14 protein-coding genes and 1 tRNA gene are annotated in these 13,624 nt (G+C 59.8%); 6 read left to right on the top strand and 9 right to left on the bottom strand.

Annotated elements, in window-relative coordinates; all coding sequences use genetic code 11:
• Positions 1 to 34: 34 nt before the first annotated feature.
• Positions 35 to 199, bottom strand: a complete 165-nt coding sequence (locus tag ASD07_RS30835) for a hypothetical protein (protein ID WP_156397998.1) — start codon at positions 197 to 199, stop codon at positions 35 to 37.
• A 134-nt stretch (positions 200 to 333) separates the two neighbouring features.
• Positions 334 to 738, bottom strand: coding sequence for a VOC family protein (locus ASD07_RS14775; protein ID WP_055931417.1), 405 nt, complete (start codon positions 736 to 738; stop codon positions 334 to 336).
• 268 nt (positions 739 to 1,006) lie between these two features.
• Here ASD07_RS14775 and ASD07_RS14770 point away from each other — a divergent pair, with 268 nt between their 5' ends.
• From ASD07_RS14770 to ASD07_RS14765, 3 genes are all read left to right on the top strand, one after another.
• A complete protein-coding gene (locus ASD07_RS14770; protein WP_055931414.1) occupies positions 1,007 to 1,240 on the top strand; it encodes a membrane lipoprotein lipid attachment site-containing protein in 234 nt (77 codons plus the stop codon).
• A gap of 96 nt (positions 1,241 to 1,336) precedes the next feature.
• Complete coding sequence (locus tag ASD07_RS30830) at positions 1,337 to 1,699, top strand: hypothetical protein (RefSeq protein WP_156397997.1); 363 nt, start codon at positions 1,337 to 1,339, stop codon at positions 1,697 to 1,699.
• Complete coding sequence (locus tag ASD07_RS14765; protein WP_055931411.1) at positions 1,696 to 2,094, top strand: VOC family protein; 399 nt, start codon at positions 1,696 to 1,698, stop codon at positions 2,092 to 2,094. The genes ASD07_RS30830 and ASD07_RS14765 overlap by 4 nt, the downstream gene beginning before the upstream one ends.
• Before the next feature lie 58 nt (positions 2,095 to 2,152).
• Here the strand turns inward: ASD07_RS14765 and ASD07_RS30825 are convergent, their stop codons facing one another.
• Both ASD07_RS30825 and ASD07_RS14760 read right to left on the bottom strand, forming a co-directional pair.
• A complete protein-coding gene (locus ASD07_RS30825) occupies positions 2,153 to 2,482 on the bottom strand; it encodes a DUF5710 domain-containing protein (protein ID WP_156397996.1) in 330 nt (109 codons plus the stop codon).
• Positions 2,483 to 2,622: 140 nt separating this feature from the next.
• Positions 2,623 to 2,699 (bottom strand) — tRNA-Pro (locus ASD07_RS14760).
• 64 nt (positions 2,700 to 2,763) lie between these two features.
• Here ASD07_RS14760 and ASD07_RS14755 point away from each other — a divergent pair.
• The gene (locus ASD07_RS14755; RefSeq protein WP_055931408.1) at positions 2,764 to 3,603 is read left to right on the top strand and encodes a Sir2 family NAD-dependent protein deacetylase; all 840 of its coding nucleotides are present in this window, start codon (positions 2,764 to 2,766) and stop codon (positions 3,601 to 3,603) included.
• 49 nt (positions 3,604 to 3,652) lie between these two features.
• Here the strand turns inward: ASD07_RS14755 and ASD07_RS14750 are convergent, their stop codons facing one another.
• The gene (locus ASD07_RS14750; protein ID WP_055931405.1) at positions 3,653 to 4,360 is read right to left on the bottom strand and encodes a fumarylacetoacetate hydrolase family protein; all 708 of its coding nucleotides are present in this window, start codon (positions 4,358 to 4,360) and stop codon (positions 3,653 to 3,655) included.
• A gap of 11 nt (positions 4,361 to 4,371) precedes the next feature.
• Positions 4,372 to 4,977 (bottom strand): TetR/AcrR family transcriptional regulator, encoded by a 606-nt coding sequence (locus ASD07_RS14745; protein WP_055931402.1) that lies wholly within the window; start codon positions 4,975 to 4,977, stop codon positions 4,372 to 4,374.
• A gap of 93 nt (positions 4,978 to 5,070) precedes the next feature.
• Here ASD07_RS14745 and ASD07_RS14740 point away from each other — a divergent pair, with 93 nt between their 5' ends.
• Positions 5,071 to 5,568, top strand: coding sequence for a GNAT family N-acetyltransferase (locus tag ASD07_RS14740; protein WP_156397995.1), 498 nt, complete (start codon positions 5,071 to 5,073; stop codon positions 5,566 to 5,568).
• Here ASD07_RS14740 and ASD07_RS14735 read toward each other — a convergent pair.
• From ASD07_RS14735 to ASD07_RS14725, 3 genes are read right to left on the bottom strand one after another with little or no spacing between them, the layout of a single operon-like run.
• Positions 5,565 to 6,950, bottom strand: coding sequence for an efflux transporter outer membrane subunit (locus tag ASD07_RS14735; RefSeq protein ID WP_055931396.1), 1,386 nt, complete (start codon positions 6,948 to 6,950; stop codon positions 5,565 to 5,567). The genes ASD07_RS14740 and ASD07_RS14735 overlap by 4 nt on opposite strands.
• A gap of 1 nt (position 6,951) precedes the next feature.
• A complete protein-coding gene (locus tag ASD07_RS14730; protein ID WP_055931393.1) occupies positions 6,952 to 10,092 on the bottom strand; it encodes an efflux RND transporter permease subunit in 3,141 nt (1,046 codons plus the stop codon).
• Positions 10,093 to 10,107: 15 nt separating this feature from the next.
• Complete coding sequence (locus ASD07_RS14725; RefSeq protein WP_082507322.1) at positions 10,108 to 11,304, bottom strand: efflux RND transporter periplasmic adaptor subunit; 1,197 nt, start codon at positions 11,302 to 11,304, stop codon at positions 10,108 to 10,110.
• 366 nt (positions 11,305 to 11,670) lie between these two features.
• Here ASD07_RS14725 and ASD07_RS14720 point away from each other — a divergent pair, with 366 nt between their 5' ends.
• Positions 11,671 to 13,596, top strand: a complete 1,926-nt coding sequence (locus ASD07_RS14720; protein WP_082507321.1) for an SPFH domain-containing protein — start codon at positions 11,671 to 11,673, stop codon at positions 13,594 to 13,596.
• Positions 13,597 to 13,624 lie beyond the last annotated feature (28 nt).

Raw genomic sequence — 13,624 nt, 5'->3', positions numbered from 1 at the left:
TGTATCAGATCGCAAAATTCAGCATGATTTGGAATCAGTTACCTGCCAGCGCATCCGCCACTTTGTCCATTTGGGACGCCTTGGCGATAGCATTTGCAGGTTTCTTCACGTTCTTCTGCGATTCCTTGGCCTGCGCCGGTGGCGGCACTGGCAACGTCGAGGCCACGCGGACCGTATCCATGGCGTACATGGACACCATCAGCCCTACAGTTCCAATCAATAACCAGCGTACCCATGAGGACAACACGATAACCTCCGGCAAACTTTTCTACTAATGAGTTTAGTGTCGAAATTTGCCGGGATTCTATTCTATTGTCACAGCAGCTGAAGATTTTATTGCTGAGGTTGCTGAGCCATGTAAACCAGTTCCCAGATATGGCCATCCAGGTCTTCAAAGCCGTGCGCGTACATGAAGCCATAGTCCTTCGGCTCACGCGGCGTCTTGCCCCCTGCCGCAACTGCCTTGCGCACCAGCTCATCCACTTCGTCCTTGCTCTCGCAGGACAGGCAGACCAGCACCTCGGTCGCTTCCTTGGCATTGGCAATCGGCTTCGAGGTGAAGGTGCGGAAGAAGTCCTCCACCAGCAGCATCGCGTAAATGCTGCCGTCATGGATCACCATACTGGCGGCATTTTCGTCGGTGAACTGCGGGTTGAAGGTGTAACCCAGGGCGGCGAAGAAAGCCTTCGACTTTTCCAGGTTCTTGACGGGCAGGTTGACGAAGATTTGCTTGTTCATATTGGCCTCTCAAAAAGAATTAACAAGGTGGTTGGTAATCCTATGACGCGCCAGCTTTTCTCAAATCGACATCCACCGCAAAAAAAGTTTCAGGGGCGCACGGGTGCGCGAATATAGCACTCCGTTTCCTGTAAGAAGTTCTCAGATTGTCACAAACATAAATATTAATAAAAAATACAAATATGAGACATTTGACATGTTAGATTCTTGGTTACACCTTGAGCGCGAGCGCTCCGGGTTTCAACAATCCAAGAGACAGGAAATAAGTATGAAGAAGATGATTTTTGCTGCGGTGACCGCAATCCTGATGTCCGGCTGCGCTGATTTGCCACAGAATGACCACGCGACTGCAAGCGTCAGGGAACAATCGTATGAGACCACCGGCTCGCGCATTCCGCGCAAGGCAAGCAGTACGACTCGCGCCGACGCAAGCGTTGTAGATAAAGACGAAATGGATCGCCAGGTGCGCAGCCAGGGCACTACCGGCACTCTCGGCCAGTAATATTCGCCAACTGAACCCCGAAAGCTGGAAGCCAGCTTTCGGGGTTTGTCATTTCAGTCCTGCGCCCTGACCAGGCCGGGGCAGTGCGGATGCTGCATGGCCGGTTATGTAATCGAGTTTTACACGTCGTTCGGACAATTGCGACACACCCTTCGTGCGCAACCAATTACGTCCGGCAGTTGTTCGAACAGCTTCCGGGTGGGCAAGAGCTATACCTTCGTTCGCCGGGCACATGCGGGCGCCGAGCAGGCAGGTATCGATACGCGGCGCCAGGTCAAATCAGTCGCCCCACCTTTCAACCCAATCGAGTTGCACATCCTCTCCTTCATACGGAGATGGGGGTTCGCATCCAGAAACGCTGGCTTGATTTTCGAACACATGTCGATTTTGCGCTTTGTTATTCGTCGTATGGGTGAAGCACCGATTGCCCATTCAACCCTAGCCAAGGATACGCCATGAAAAAGCAGATCATCTTCAACCTGCCCGTGAAGAACCTGGACAGCTCCAAAGCCTTCTTTTCCGCTCTCGGCTTTTCATTCGATCCCAGATTTAGCGGAGAGCATGCGGCGTTTATGAACATCGTCGACGGCGCCATACAAGCCATGTTGACGACCGAGCCCTTCTTCAAGTCCCTGATCGACAAGCCGGTCGCGAATGCCAAGGAAGCCAATGAAGTCGTCATCTGCCTGAGCTGCGACAGCCGGGAAGAAGTCGACGGCCTCATTGCGAAGGCCCTCGCTGCGGGCGGCCGCACACCACATCCGCCTGAGGATCATGGCTTCATGTACGACCAGGGTTTCGAGGACATTGATGGTCACTTGTGGAACCTGGTGTGGACGGCGCCAGAAGCTTAAGGAAAAATAGCGTGCAGTCTCGGCCTGAAGCCAGCCTAGTCCGAAACCGCGTTTTTCCTTAACTCGCCGCGACCCAGCGACTAAACGGCTCGGCGTTCAATCCTTGCGGAACGTACCATTTCTTGCGAGTGGCATCCCATTTTGCCCCCAGCTTCTTTGCCTCATCCTTCTCGGCATAAGGCACGTTGAGAATGGTGATTGCGGGTTTCTTGGAATTGGTCGAAGCAGAAGGCGATACCGCCACCATCTCCATGGAATGCAACGGCCAAGCCATTGGTGCCTCGCATGGAACCTGCGATCCGTCCTCGCGTACTTCCACCCAACGATCGCCTTCTGCGCTGTGAATCTTGATAACGTATGGTGGGTCGAAGGGCAAAGACTCGTACATATCTCTACTGTTGAATGGCAGACAGCAAATTGTAGCACTGGCTCCCTGGCTTACTGTGGCCGCTGTTTTTAACGAAGTCTCGCGCCAGCGCATAAAAATCAAAAGGGTTACAGTCAAAAACTGTAACCCTTTGATTTAATTGGTCGGGGCGAGAAGATTCGAACTTCCGACCCCTTGCACCCCATGCAAGTACGCTACCAGGCTGCGCTACGCCCCGACTCGAGCTTCGGATTATATCAGAGCAATTTGTGGTTTTGTCAAAGTTACCTCAAACTATACGAATGACGATCGAACCACAACTGGCTGCGCGTGCGGCCGAACTGATTGCGCAATCCGATGGGCTGGCCATTGCTGCTGGCGCCGGCATTGGCGTGGATTCGGGCTTGCCGGATTTCCGCGGCAATGAGGGGTTCTGGAAGGCCTACCCTGCCCTCGGCCGAGCGCGGATGGAATTCACCAGCGTGGCGTCACCGCGCACTTTTCAAGACGATCCGGCTTTAGCCTGGGGCTTTTATGGTCATCGGCTGAACCTTTATCGCGAGACCGTGCCGCATGCAGGCTTCACGCTGTTGAAGGGTTGGGGCGAGACGATGGAGCATGGCAGCTTTGTTTTTACCAGCAATGTCGATGGCCAGTTCCAGAAGGCGGGTTTCGATCCGCAGGCGGTTTATGAGTGCCACGGTTCGATTCATCACTTGCAGTGCCTGGGGGCGTGCGGCAGCAAAATCTGGGCGGCTGATGATTTCGGGCCGGAAGTGGATGCTGATGCCTGCCGGCTGCGTAATGAGGCGCCGCGCTGCCCGGATTGCGGCGGGCTGGCGCGGCCGAATATCCTCATGTTTGGGGATTGGGGGTGGATTGAGCGGCGTAGCGAGATGCAGGCGGCGCGGTTGGAGGCTTGGCTGGAGAAGGTGCGTCGGCCGCTGGTGATTGAACTGGGGGCGGGGACGGCGATTCCTTCGGTGCGCCATTTTGGGCATGGTGTGGTGCAGCGCGGTGGCAGGATGGTGAGGATTAATCCGCGGGAGTTTGCGGTTGGTAGTGCGCAGGATGTGGGAGTTGCGGCTGGGGCGCTGGAGGGATTGCTGGCGATTGCGGCGGCAATTAATCAAAACCGGTAAACCAGGGTCAGACCCGTAGGGTCTGACCCGCCTGCTCTTGAGACTGGGCTTAAGTGAACTTCACCGAGAGGCTGGGGAGGCCTTCGATGCTGGCGGTGAGGGATTGACCTCGGCCCACTGCGCCGACGCCTTCGGGGGTGCCTGTGAAAATCAGGTCGCCGGGTTCGAGGCGGAATAGCGTGGAGAGGTTGGCGATGGTTTCGGATACCGACCAGATCATGTTATCGGTGCTGCTGGACTGCTTCACCGTTCCATCCAGGGCCAATGCGATGGGGGCGCTTTCAACCCCGGTGGCGTCGGCTGCGCGGCGCAACTCCCCTACCGGCGCAGAATAATCGAAGGCTTTGCCGATCTCCCAAGGGCGGCCGGCGTCCTTCATCCTGCCTTGCAGGTCGCGGCGCGTCATGTCCAGGCCCACTGCGTAGCCGAAAATGTGCTTGGGCGCGTCTGCTACCGAAATGCCGCTGCCGCCGGCGCCGATGGCTACCACCAGTTCGCACTCGAAGTGGAAATTGCTGGTTTGCGGCGGGTATGGCAGTTCGGCCACCGTGCCTGGCGCCACCGGCACCACGGCCGCTGCATCGCCCGGCTTGCAGAAGAAGAATGGCGGCTCACGGTCCGGGTCAGAGCCCATTTCGCGCGCGTGGCCAGCGTAGTTGCGGCCTACGCAGTAAACGCGGCGCACCGGGAAGCACTGGTCGGTGCCGGAAATTTGCAATGCCGCGAGCTGGTGCGGCGCGAATACGTAATCAACCATTCTCAATATCCTCAGGTGAACAAGAGCGCCCTCATGGCGATGCGGAAGGATGAAATCAGCTCCGGAATCGGCAAGTCGGGATAATTCAGCACCCGCAATTGTAGTCCCTGGTGCAGGCAAATCACGGCCTGCATGCGTCCTTCGACGGTGGCGTCGTCGGCAGGCAGGCCATGCTTTTCTCGGCCGGCCTTCAGCAGCGCCAGCAGGCTGGTGCACATCCTGCGGTCGGCATCCTGGCTCAAGGCGGCTATTGCGGGGTTGCGCGCACTTTCCGCGGCGATTTCCAGCGGCAGCGCCCAATGATCGGGGTCGAGGTTGTTATGGACACTCTGCTCGACGTCGTCGATGATCGCCTGCAGCGGGTCCGGCTGGCTGCCGATATTGCTGATGATTTCATGCACCCGCGTCTCGTTTTCCTCCACGAAGGCGGCGATGATCGCATCTTTGCCGGCGAAGTAGTTGTAGATATGGCCGGCGCTCATGCCGGCTGCTTTGGAGATCTCGGACATGCTCGCGCCGTGGAATCCGCTGCGGCGGAAACAGGTGGCGGCGGCGTCCAGTACCTGGCGGCGGCGATTAGCGGCGCGCTCTGGGTCGATGTGGCGTTTTTCAGTCATAAGGCGATACTCTGGCCAAGGGAATGAGCTTTGTCAAATTACAACGTGCTATGATTGAAAGGCAGTTACTTCATTCTTAAAGGAAAGAGTGATATGCCCTCCCGTACCTCTCGCTCGATTGAGATGCGGCCCGCGGAAGCGGGCGACCTGGCGTTCATGCAGCAGCTTTATTCCAGCACGCGCAGCGCCGAAGTTCGGATGGGGGGCTGTGACCTCGCCACCGAAACCCTGCTGCAAGGCTTGCAGTTCAAGGCGCAGCAAACCTGGTACGAAACCCAATACCCCAATGCCGACCTGGCCGTGATCATGGATCGTGAACGCCCGATGGGGCGCCTGTACGTCGATTACGGTCCGGACGAATTGCGCATCCTGGATATTTGCCTGCTGCCCGAATACCGCAACCGCGGCATCGGCCTCGGCTTGCTGCGCAGCCTGCAGGCCCAGGGCGAGCGCCTGCGCTTGCCGGTGCGGATCAACGTTCCGCTGGGCAGTCCGGCCCAGCGCCTGCTGCTGCGCTGCGGCTTCGACATCCTGGCGGCGGACGGCATCTACAACATCATGGAATGGATGCCGCCCGCCGGCATTGATTAAGCCCAGCCTCCCAGTACTTTGTACAAGGTGACCTGGTTCGTCGCCTTGGCCAGGCGCACGCTGATCAGGCTTTGCTGCGCCGAGTAAAAGGTACGCTGCGACACCAGGGCATTCAGGTAAGACTCCGCCCCTTTCTGGTAGCGCGCTTCGTGGATGCGGTAGCTGCGGCTCGCCGCTTCGGTCAGCGCAGTTTGCGATTCGACGCGTTCGTCCAGCGTGCCGCGCTGTACCAGCGCATCTGCCACTTCGCGGAAAGCCGACTGGATCGCTTTTTCATAGCGCGCCACGGCAATGCCGTTGTCCGCCTTGGCGATATCAAGCCTTGCCTTGTTGGCGCCGGAGTCGAACAGCGGCAGCGTCAGTTGCGGCAGGAAGGTCCAGGCACCGGTACCAGCCTTGAACAGGTTGCCCAGGCTGCTGCTTGCGCTGCCTGCGCTTCCGGTCAGGGTAATGCTCGGGAAGAACGCTGCGCGCGCCACGCCGATATTGGCGTTGGCGGCTCGCAGCGAATGCTCGGCTTCCAGCACGTCCGGGCGTTGCAGCAGCACGGAGGACGGCACGCCTTCCGGCAGTTCGGCCAGCGTGGTCAGCGCGGTCGGCAAGGCTTGCGGAAGCAGGCTTGCCGGCACTTGGGTACCGACCAGCAGGGCCAGCGCGTTCTCGCCGGCCGCTACCTGGGCGGTGTACAGGGCCATGTCGCTGCGCGCGGCTTCGACACTGGTTTGTGCTTCGTACATATCGAGCCCCGAGGTGGCGCCGGATTCGAAGCGGCGCTTGCTCAGCTCATAGGTGATCTGCTGGCTTTTCAGCGTGTCCTGCGCCAGCAGCAGGCGTTCCTTGTCGGCTGCCAGGCCAAGCCAGGTGCTGGCGACTTCGGCCACCAGGCTTAGACGCTGGGCGCGCTGGGCTTCCTGCGTGCCGAGATAGGTTTGCAGGCCCGCTTCCGAAGCGTTGCGCAGCTTGCCGAACAGGTCCAGCTCATAGGCAGGAATTGCCAGGCCACCGGTGTACTGGCGGCTGATGTCGCCGCCCGGTGCACGCGCGGCGCTCTGGCTTACTTGCGCATTCACCTTGGGCAGTTGGGCGGAACGGTCTATGCCGTACTGCGCCCTCGCCTTTTCAATGTTCAGCGCCGATACGCGCAGGTCGCGGTTGTTCTTCAGCGCCAGTTCCACGACTTCCCGTAGTTGCTGGTCGCCGATGAAGTCCTGCCAGGCGATTTCGCTGGCCGGCTTGGCATCGGCCGCCGCTTTAGCTGGCTTATAGGCCTCGCCCTGCGGCCAGGCCGCAGCGACCGGCGAGTCCGGACGCTGGTAAGTTGGCGCCAGGCTGCAGCCGGCCAGCAAAGCTGCCGCTGCAAGGGTAAAGAGAGTCTTGTTCATTTCAATTCGCCTCCGAAGCGATGGCCGGTGCGGCTGGTGCGGCGCTGGCGGCCCTGCGGCCAACCCATGCGCGCACCACCACGAAGTACACCGGCACAAAGAAGATGCCGAGGAAAGTAGCCGTCAGCATGCCGCCCAGCACGCCAACGCCGATCGCGTTCTGGCTGCCGGAACCTGCGCCGCTTGCCAGCGCCAGCGGCAGCACGCCGAGGCCGAAGGCGATGGACGTCATCAGGATCGGGCGCAGGCGCAGCTTGACCGCCTGCAGCGTGGCTTCACGCAGCTCGATGCCTTTTTCCTGCAGCTCCTTGGCGAATTCCACGATCAGGATCGCGTTCTTCGCCGACAGGCCGACCACGGTCAGCAGGCCGACCTGGAAGTACACGTCGTTCGCCAGGTGGAAGCCCCAGGTGGCGAGCACGGTACCGATCACGCCGAGCGGCACCACCAGCAGCACCGAGAACGGCACCGACCAGCTTTCATACAGGGCGGCCAGGCACAGGAACACGATCAGCACGGAGATGGTGTACAGCACCGTGGTCTGCGAGCCGGAATCGCGCTCTTCCACCGACAGGCCGGTCCATTCGAAACCGATACCGGCCGGCAGTTGCGCCACCAGCTTTTCCATTTCAGCCATGGCGACACCGGAGCTGACGCCCGGTGCCGGCATGCCCTGCACGTTCATCGAGGGCACGCCGTTATAACGTTCCAGGCGCGGCGAGGCATAGATCCAGCGGCCGGTAGCGAAGGCGGAGAACGGAACCATCTCGCCCTGCGCATTGCGCACGAACCATTTGTTGAGGTCTTCCGGCGCCATGCGCGACTCCGGCGTGCCTTGCAGGTAGACGCGCTTGACGCGGCCACGGTCGACAAAATCGTTCACGTAGGACGAACCCCAGCCCACGCTCAGAACGCGGTTCACGTCTGCGACCGACAGGCCCAGCGCAGTGGCTTTCTGCTGGTCGATATCCAGCTTGAACTGCGGCGTATCTTCCTGGCCGTTTGGACGCACCGCCATCAGCAGCGGGTTCTTGGCCGCCATGCCCAGCAACTGGTTACGCGCACCCATCAGCGCTTCGTGGCCGACGCCGCCCTGGTCCTGCAGTTGCAGGTCGAAACCGCTGGCATTACCCAGTTCCATCACGGCTGGCGGAGCAAAGGCAAATACCATCGCTTCGCGGATTTGCGAGAACGCGCCCATGGCACGGCCGGCAATCGCTTTCACCTTCTGGTCCGGATTCTTGCGCTCGGACCAGTCTTTCAGCCGCACGAAGGCAAGACCGGCATTCTGGCCGTTACCGGCAAAGCTGAAGCCCGCCACGGTGAACACGGAAGCCACGGAAGCTTTTTCGTCTTCCAGGAAGTGGTGCTCCAGCTTCTCCAGCACTTTCAAGGTGCGTTGCTGGGTAGCGCCGGTTGGCAGCTGCACCATCGAGAACAGCACGCCCTGGTCTTCTTCCGGCAGGAAGGAAGTCGGCAGGCGCATGAAGGACACGGCCAGCACTGCCAGCAGCGCGCCATACACCAGCAGCGAACGGCCGCTGCGGGCAATCATCTTGCCAACCCAGCCCTGGTACTTGGTGCTGCTGCGGTCGAAGCTGCGGTTGAACCAGGCGAAGAAGCCTTTCTCGGAAACGTGGGAACCAGGTTTCAGGAAAGTCGCACACAGTGCGGGAGTAAACACCATTGCCACCAGCACCGACAGCACCATGGCAGACACGATGGTCACAGAGAACTGGCGATAGATCACGCCGGTGGAACCGCCGAAGAATGCCATCGGCACGAACACGGCGGACAGCACCAGCGCAATACCTACCAGCGCGCCGGAGATCTGGCCCATGGACTTGATGGTCGCCTCTTTCGGCGACAAGCCCTCTTCCGTCATCACACGCTCAACGTTCTCCACCACCACGATGGCATCGTCCACCAGCAGGCCGATCGCGAGCACCATCGCGAACATGGTCAGCGTGTTGATCGAATAGCCCAGCGAGAACAGTACGCCGAAAGTACCCAGCAACACCACCGGTACCGCAAAGGTCGGGATCAGCGTGGCGCGGAAGTTCTGCAGGAAAACGTACATCACGATGAACACCAGGATCACCGCTTCAACCAGGGTCTTGACCACTTCTTCAATGGACAGCTTGACGAAGGGCGTGGTGTCGAATGCCACGGCAGCCTTCATCCCTTGCGGGAACTGCTTGCCCATCACTTCAATTTTCTTCTTCACCGCGTCGGCCGTATCAAGGGCGTTGGCGCCGGTGGCCAGCTTGATCGCCACACCTACCGCAGGCGAGCCGTTGTAGCGTGCCACGGTATTGTAGTTTTCGTTGCCCAGCTCAATGCGAGCCACGTCGCGCAGGTGCACTGTGGCGCCGCTGGCCGTGGTCTTCAGCAGGATGGCGTCGAACTGCTCCGGCGTCTGCAGGCGGCTTTGCGCAGTCACGGTGGCATTCAGCTGCTGGTCCGGCATGGCAGGAGCACCGCCCAATTCACCGGCCGAGACTTCGGCATTCTGCGCCTGGATGGCGGCCGTTACGTCGGCGGGTGTGAGCTGGAAGCTTTGCAGCTTCTGCGGGTCGAGCCATATGCGCATGGCGTACTGGGAGCCGAACAGGGTCACATCGCCCACGCCTTGCACACGGCTCAGCGGATCAATCACATTGGCGGCCACATAGTCGCCAAGGTCGGACTGTTTCATCTTGGCGTCTTCGGACACGAAGCCCAGCACCAGCAGGAAGTTGCGGGTCGCTTTCGACACCACCAGGCCTTGCTGCGTCACGGCGCTAGGCAGCAACGGGGTCGCCAGTTGCAGCTTGTTCTGCACCTGCACCTGTGCGATGTCCGGGTTGGTGCCGCTGTTGAAGGTCAGCGTGATGTTGATGCCGCCGGTCGAATCGCTGTTCGACGACATATAACGCAAGCCGTCGATACCCTTCATCTTCTGTTCGATGATCTGGGTCACGGCGTCTTCCACCGTCTTGGCCGATGCGCCCGGATAGGAACCGGTGATCGAAATCGATGGCGGAGCAATACTTGGGTACTGCGAAATAGGCAGCCCTTTGATCGCCATCACACCGGCCAGCATTACAACGATGGCGAGCACCCAGGCGAAAATCGGGCGATTGATAAAGAAGCGGGACATAATTGAAACCTCCGCTTAGCGCGCCGCGACTGCTGGCTTGTCCGCAGCTGCGGCGGTGGCAGTGCCTGTGGTGTTCTTCGCCACTACGGCCGGAGCACCAGGCTTCACTTTCTGCAGGCCTTCCACGATCACGCGGTCGCCGGCAACCAGGCCGGATTTCACCAGCCATTTATCGCCGATGGTGCCGCCGGTCTGCAGCACGCGCTGTTCAACCTTGCCTTCCTTGTTCAGCACCAGGGCGGTGGCCTCGCCTTTCGGGTTGCGGGTCACGCCCATTTGCGGCACGGCGATGGCGTGCTCGCTGACGCCCGTTTCCAGGACGGCGCGCACAAACATCCCGGGCAGCAGGTCATGCTTCGGATTCGGGAACAGCGCGCGCAACGTCACATTGCCGGTGCCAGGATCAACGCTCACGTCGGAGAACTGCAGCTTGCCTGGCAGCGCATACTTGCTGCCGTCGGCCAGCAGCAGCGTCACCGCGGCCTGGCCGTCGCCCTTCTTGAGCGAGCCGCTATCCATTTCACGTTTCAGGCGCAGCAATTCTTCGCTCGACTGGGTGACGTCGACGTAGATCGGATCCAATTGCTGCACAGTGGTCAGTGCAGTGGCCTGGCCGGCCGTCACCAGCGCGCCGGGCGTTACGTTGGAACGGCTGATGCGGCCGGAGATCGGCGAAGCCACCTTGGTGTAATCGACATTGATGTGCGCAGAATCAACTGCGGCTTGCGCGGCTTCCACTTCGGCCTTGGCCTGTTCGTATGCGGCCACGGCATCGTCGTAATCCTGGCGGCTCACGCCTTCAATTGCGACCAGCTCTTTATAGCGGGCGACTTTCGGCGCAGCGGCAGCCAGGTTGGCCTTGGCCTTGGCCAGGTTCGCCTTGGCGGAGTTGAAGGCCGCCACGTAGGTCGCTGCATCGATCTGGTACAGCTGGACGCCGGCCTTGACGTCGCCACCTTCGGTGAACAGGCGCTTCTGGATCAAGCCACCAACCTGCGGACGCACCTCGGCGACCAGGAATGCTGCAGTGCGGCCGGGCAGTTCGGTGCTCATGGCCAGCGCTTGCGGCGCCACGGTAAATACCGCCACTTCCGGCGCCTGCTGGGCGCCGCCCTGCGCCGGACCAACCTGTTTGCCGCCGCAGCCGGCGACCATTGCGACTACCGCAGCAGCGGTACCTAGCAGTATGAAATTCTTGTGCATGTTTTTCATCTTTTTTCCAGAAAGACTTAGAATGAACGATCATTCTAACACGATTTGGGATTCCGACTTACCAGTCAGTAATTCTACGTAGCCCTTAGAGGCGCCACTCTAATCGCAGTGCAGCATCTTTAAGTTTTATCAATATCTGCCAGAATGAGTTCATGCACTCACTTAAGAGCAATAATAAGAACCGTGTTTGACCTCGTGTCACCAGCGCTTCGCGCGCAACCGCAGTTCCTCCCGCTGGCATATGCCAACCATCTCCCTGCCCTTTTGCCTGTCACGGCCCCGCCGCGTCGCTGACTTCACGCGCGCCTGCTTGCGTCGCCGTGACGCACATCTGTTTCCAGCTTTATCCACAACCGAAAGGTCTGTATGTCAAGCCAGCTGTTTGGCCTCATCGTAGTAGCAGCGATCCTGTTTACTGCACTGCTGTTGTTGTTGATTTCTGGTGTCATCAAGTACATTCCAAACGACCGCACCGGGGTCGTTGAAAAACTCTGGAGCCCATCCGGCTCCGTGCAAAGCGGCCTGCTCGCACTGAATGGCGAGGCAGGCCTGCAGCCGGAACTCCGGCGAGGCGGTTTCCACTTCTTCGCGCCGTTCCAGTACCGCGTCCACATACATCCAATGGTGTCCGTAACCCAGGGCACCATCGGCTACGTTTTCGCGCGCGACGGCATCGACCTGCCCGCCGGACAGACGCTGGCCGACAACTCGGGCATCGACGATTTCCGCGACGTTCGCGCTTTCCTGAATAACGGCGGCCAGAAAGGCCCGCAACGCAAGATCCTGCGCGAAGGTACGCACATCATCAACCCCGCCCTGTTTGTGGTGATGACCGGCGAAGCCACGTATTCGATGTCGCTCGACGCCAAGGAAAAGATCTACTACGAACAAATGCGCGGCCTGCTTGATGAACGCGGCGGCTTCACGCCCGTGGTGATCAAGGAAACCACCGGTTCGCACGACTCCGACCAACTCGCCGTGGTGACGGTGCAGGACGGCCCTGGCCTGCTGAAGGACGAACTGCTGGCGCCTGACGTGGGCGATACCCACAACTCCTACCAGGAACCTGAGAAATTCCTGTCAGCAGGCGGCCGCCGTGGCCGCCAGGAACGTGTGCTGGTGGAAGGTACCTACTTCATCAACCGCCTGTTCGCGACGGTGGAGTTCATCAAGAAAACCGTGATCCCGGTCGGCTTTGTCGGCGTGGTGGTGTCTTACACCGGCCGCAAAGGTCATGACTTGTCCGGTACCGACTACTCGCACGGCGAGCTGGTGGAAAGCGGCTGCCGAGGTGTGTGGCGCGATCCGCTCATGCCGGGAAAATACGCCTTCAACACCTACGCCGGCAAGATCGAGCTGGTGCCGACCACGAACTTTGTGCTGATGTGGAAATCCGGTGAAAGCGGCTCCAGCTTCGATAAGAACCTGCGCGAAATCACGCTGATTACCAAGGACGCATTTGAACCGCAGCTCCCGCTGTCAGTGGTGGTGCATATCGACTACCGCAAGGCGCCGATGGTGGTGCAGCGCTTCGGCAATGTGGCGCAACTGGTGGAGCAGACGCTGGACCCGATGGTCTCCTCATACTTCAAGAACGTCTCCCAAACCAAGACCTTCATTGAACTGATCCAGTCACGCAGCGAATTGCAGCACAACGCTTCGGAAGACATGAAGCAGCGCTTCCAGGCCTATTCGCTGGAGTTCCAGGAGGTGCTGATTGGCACGCCTAAACCGCAGCAAGGTGATAACAAAATCGAGAACATCATGGCCCAGCTGCGCGACCGCCAGATCGCGCGTGAGCAGGTAGAGACTTTCGCGCAGAAACAGATCGCAGCCGACAAGGAGCGCGAACTGAATGAAGCCGAACAGCGGGCCGCCAAGCAGAAAGAGCTCACCGGTTCCCTGGTCGACATATCAATTAAGGAAAACCAAGGTGCTGCAAACGTAAAAGCCGCCGAGAAACGCCGCCAGGAGATCGAAGCTCTGGCGCAGGCCGAACGCTTCAAGCAGGAGATGGAAGGCTCCGGCCGCGCATCCGCCATCCGCTCGGTGGGTGAAGCGGAAGCTGCCGCGATCCAGGCCAAATCAGAAGCGATGCAAGGCGAAGGCGCCGACAAGCAGCTGACGCAAACCGTGATGCTGCGCCTGGCCGAAGCGTTCGAAGTCTCGAAGGTGCCGCTGGTGCCTCAGATCCAGATGGGCGGCGGCGACAACAACGCCTTCAACACATTGCTCGGCCTGATGAGCGCCATCAAGGCAGGTGAACTGACTGCAACCACCGAGAAGGTATAACCTACAACACGGGCCGGTACTAGAGTGC

The organism is Duganella sp. Root336D2 (assembly GCF_001425005.1).
Classification (GTDB): Bacteria; Pseudomonadota; Gammaproteobacteria; order Burkholderiales; family Burkholderiaceae_D; genus Rugamonas.
The sequence above is the reverse complement of the archived record's forward strand: the minus strand, read 5'-3'. Positions and strand labels throughout refer to the sequence as shown.

Bases quoted from the DNA above. Each gene is read 5' to 3' on its own strand.
- ASD07_RS14750 (WP_055931405.1), bottom strand. From the start codon at position 4,360: ATGGTTGATTACGTATTCGCGCCGCACCAGCTCGCGGCATTGCAAATT.
- ASD07_RS30825 (WP_156397996.1), bottom strand. From the start codon at position 2,482: ATGTACGAGTCTTTGCCCTTCGACCCACCATACGTTATCAAGATTCAC.
- ASD07_RS14765 (WP_055931411.1), top strand. From the start codon at position 1,696: ATGAAAAAGCAGATCATCTTCAACCTGCCCGTGAAGAACCTGGACAGC.
- ASD07_RS14755 (WP_055931408.1), top strand. From the start codon at position 2,764: ATGACGATCGAACCACAACTGGCTGCGCGTGCGGCCGAACTGATTGCG.
- ASD07_RS14770 (WP_055931414.1), top strand. From the start codon at position 1,007: ATGAAGAAGATGATTTTTGCTGCGGTGACCGCAATCCTGATGTCCGGC.
- ASD07_RS14745 (WP_055931402.1), bottom strand. From the start codon at position 4,977: ATGACTGAAAAACGCCACATCGACCCAGAGCGCGCCGCTAATCGCCGC.
- ASD07_RS30830 (WP_156397997.1), top strand. From the start codon at position 1,337: ATGGCCGGTTATGTAATCGAGTTTTACACGTCGTTCGGACAATTGCGA.
- ASD07_RS14740 (WP_156397995.1), top strand. From the start codon at position 5,071: ATGCCCTCCCGTACCTCTCGCTCGATTGAGATGCGGCCCGCGGAAGCG.
- ASD07_RS14720 (WP_082507321.1), top strand. From the start codon at position 11,671: ATGTCAAGCCAGCTGTTTGGCCTCATCGTAGTAGCAGCGATCCTGTTT.
- ASD07_RS14725 (WP_082507322.1), bottom strand. From the start codon at position 11,304: ATGAAAAACATGCACAAGAATTTCATACTGCTAGGTACCGCTGCTGCG.
- ASD07_RS14735 (WP_055931396.1), bottom strand. From the start codon at position 6,950: ATGAACAAGACTCTCTTTACCCTTGCAGCGGCAGCTTTGCTGGCCGGC.
- ASD07_RS14730 (WP_055931393.1), bottom strand. From the start codon at position 10,092: ATGTCCCGCTTCTTTATCAATCGCCCGATTTTCGCCTGGGTGCTCGCC.
- ASD07_RS14775 (WP_055931417.1), bottom strand. From the start codon at position 738: ATGAACAAGCAAATCTTCGTCAACCTGCCCGTCAAGAACCTGGAAAAG.
- ASD07_RS30835 (WP_156397998.1), bottom strand. From the start codon at position 199: ATGGTGTCCATGTACGCCATGGATACGGTCCGCGTGGCCTCGACGTTG.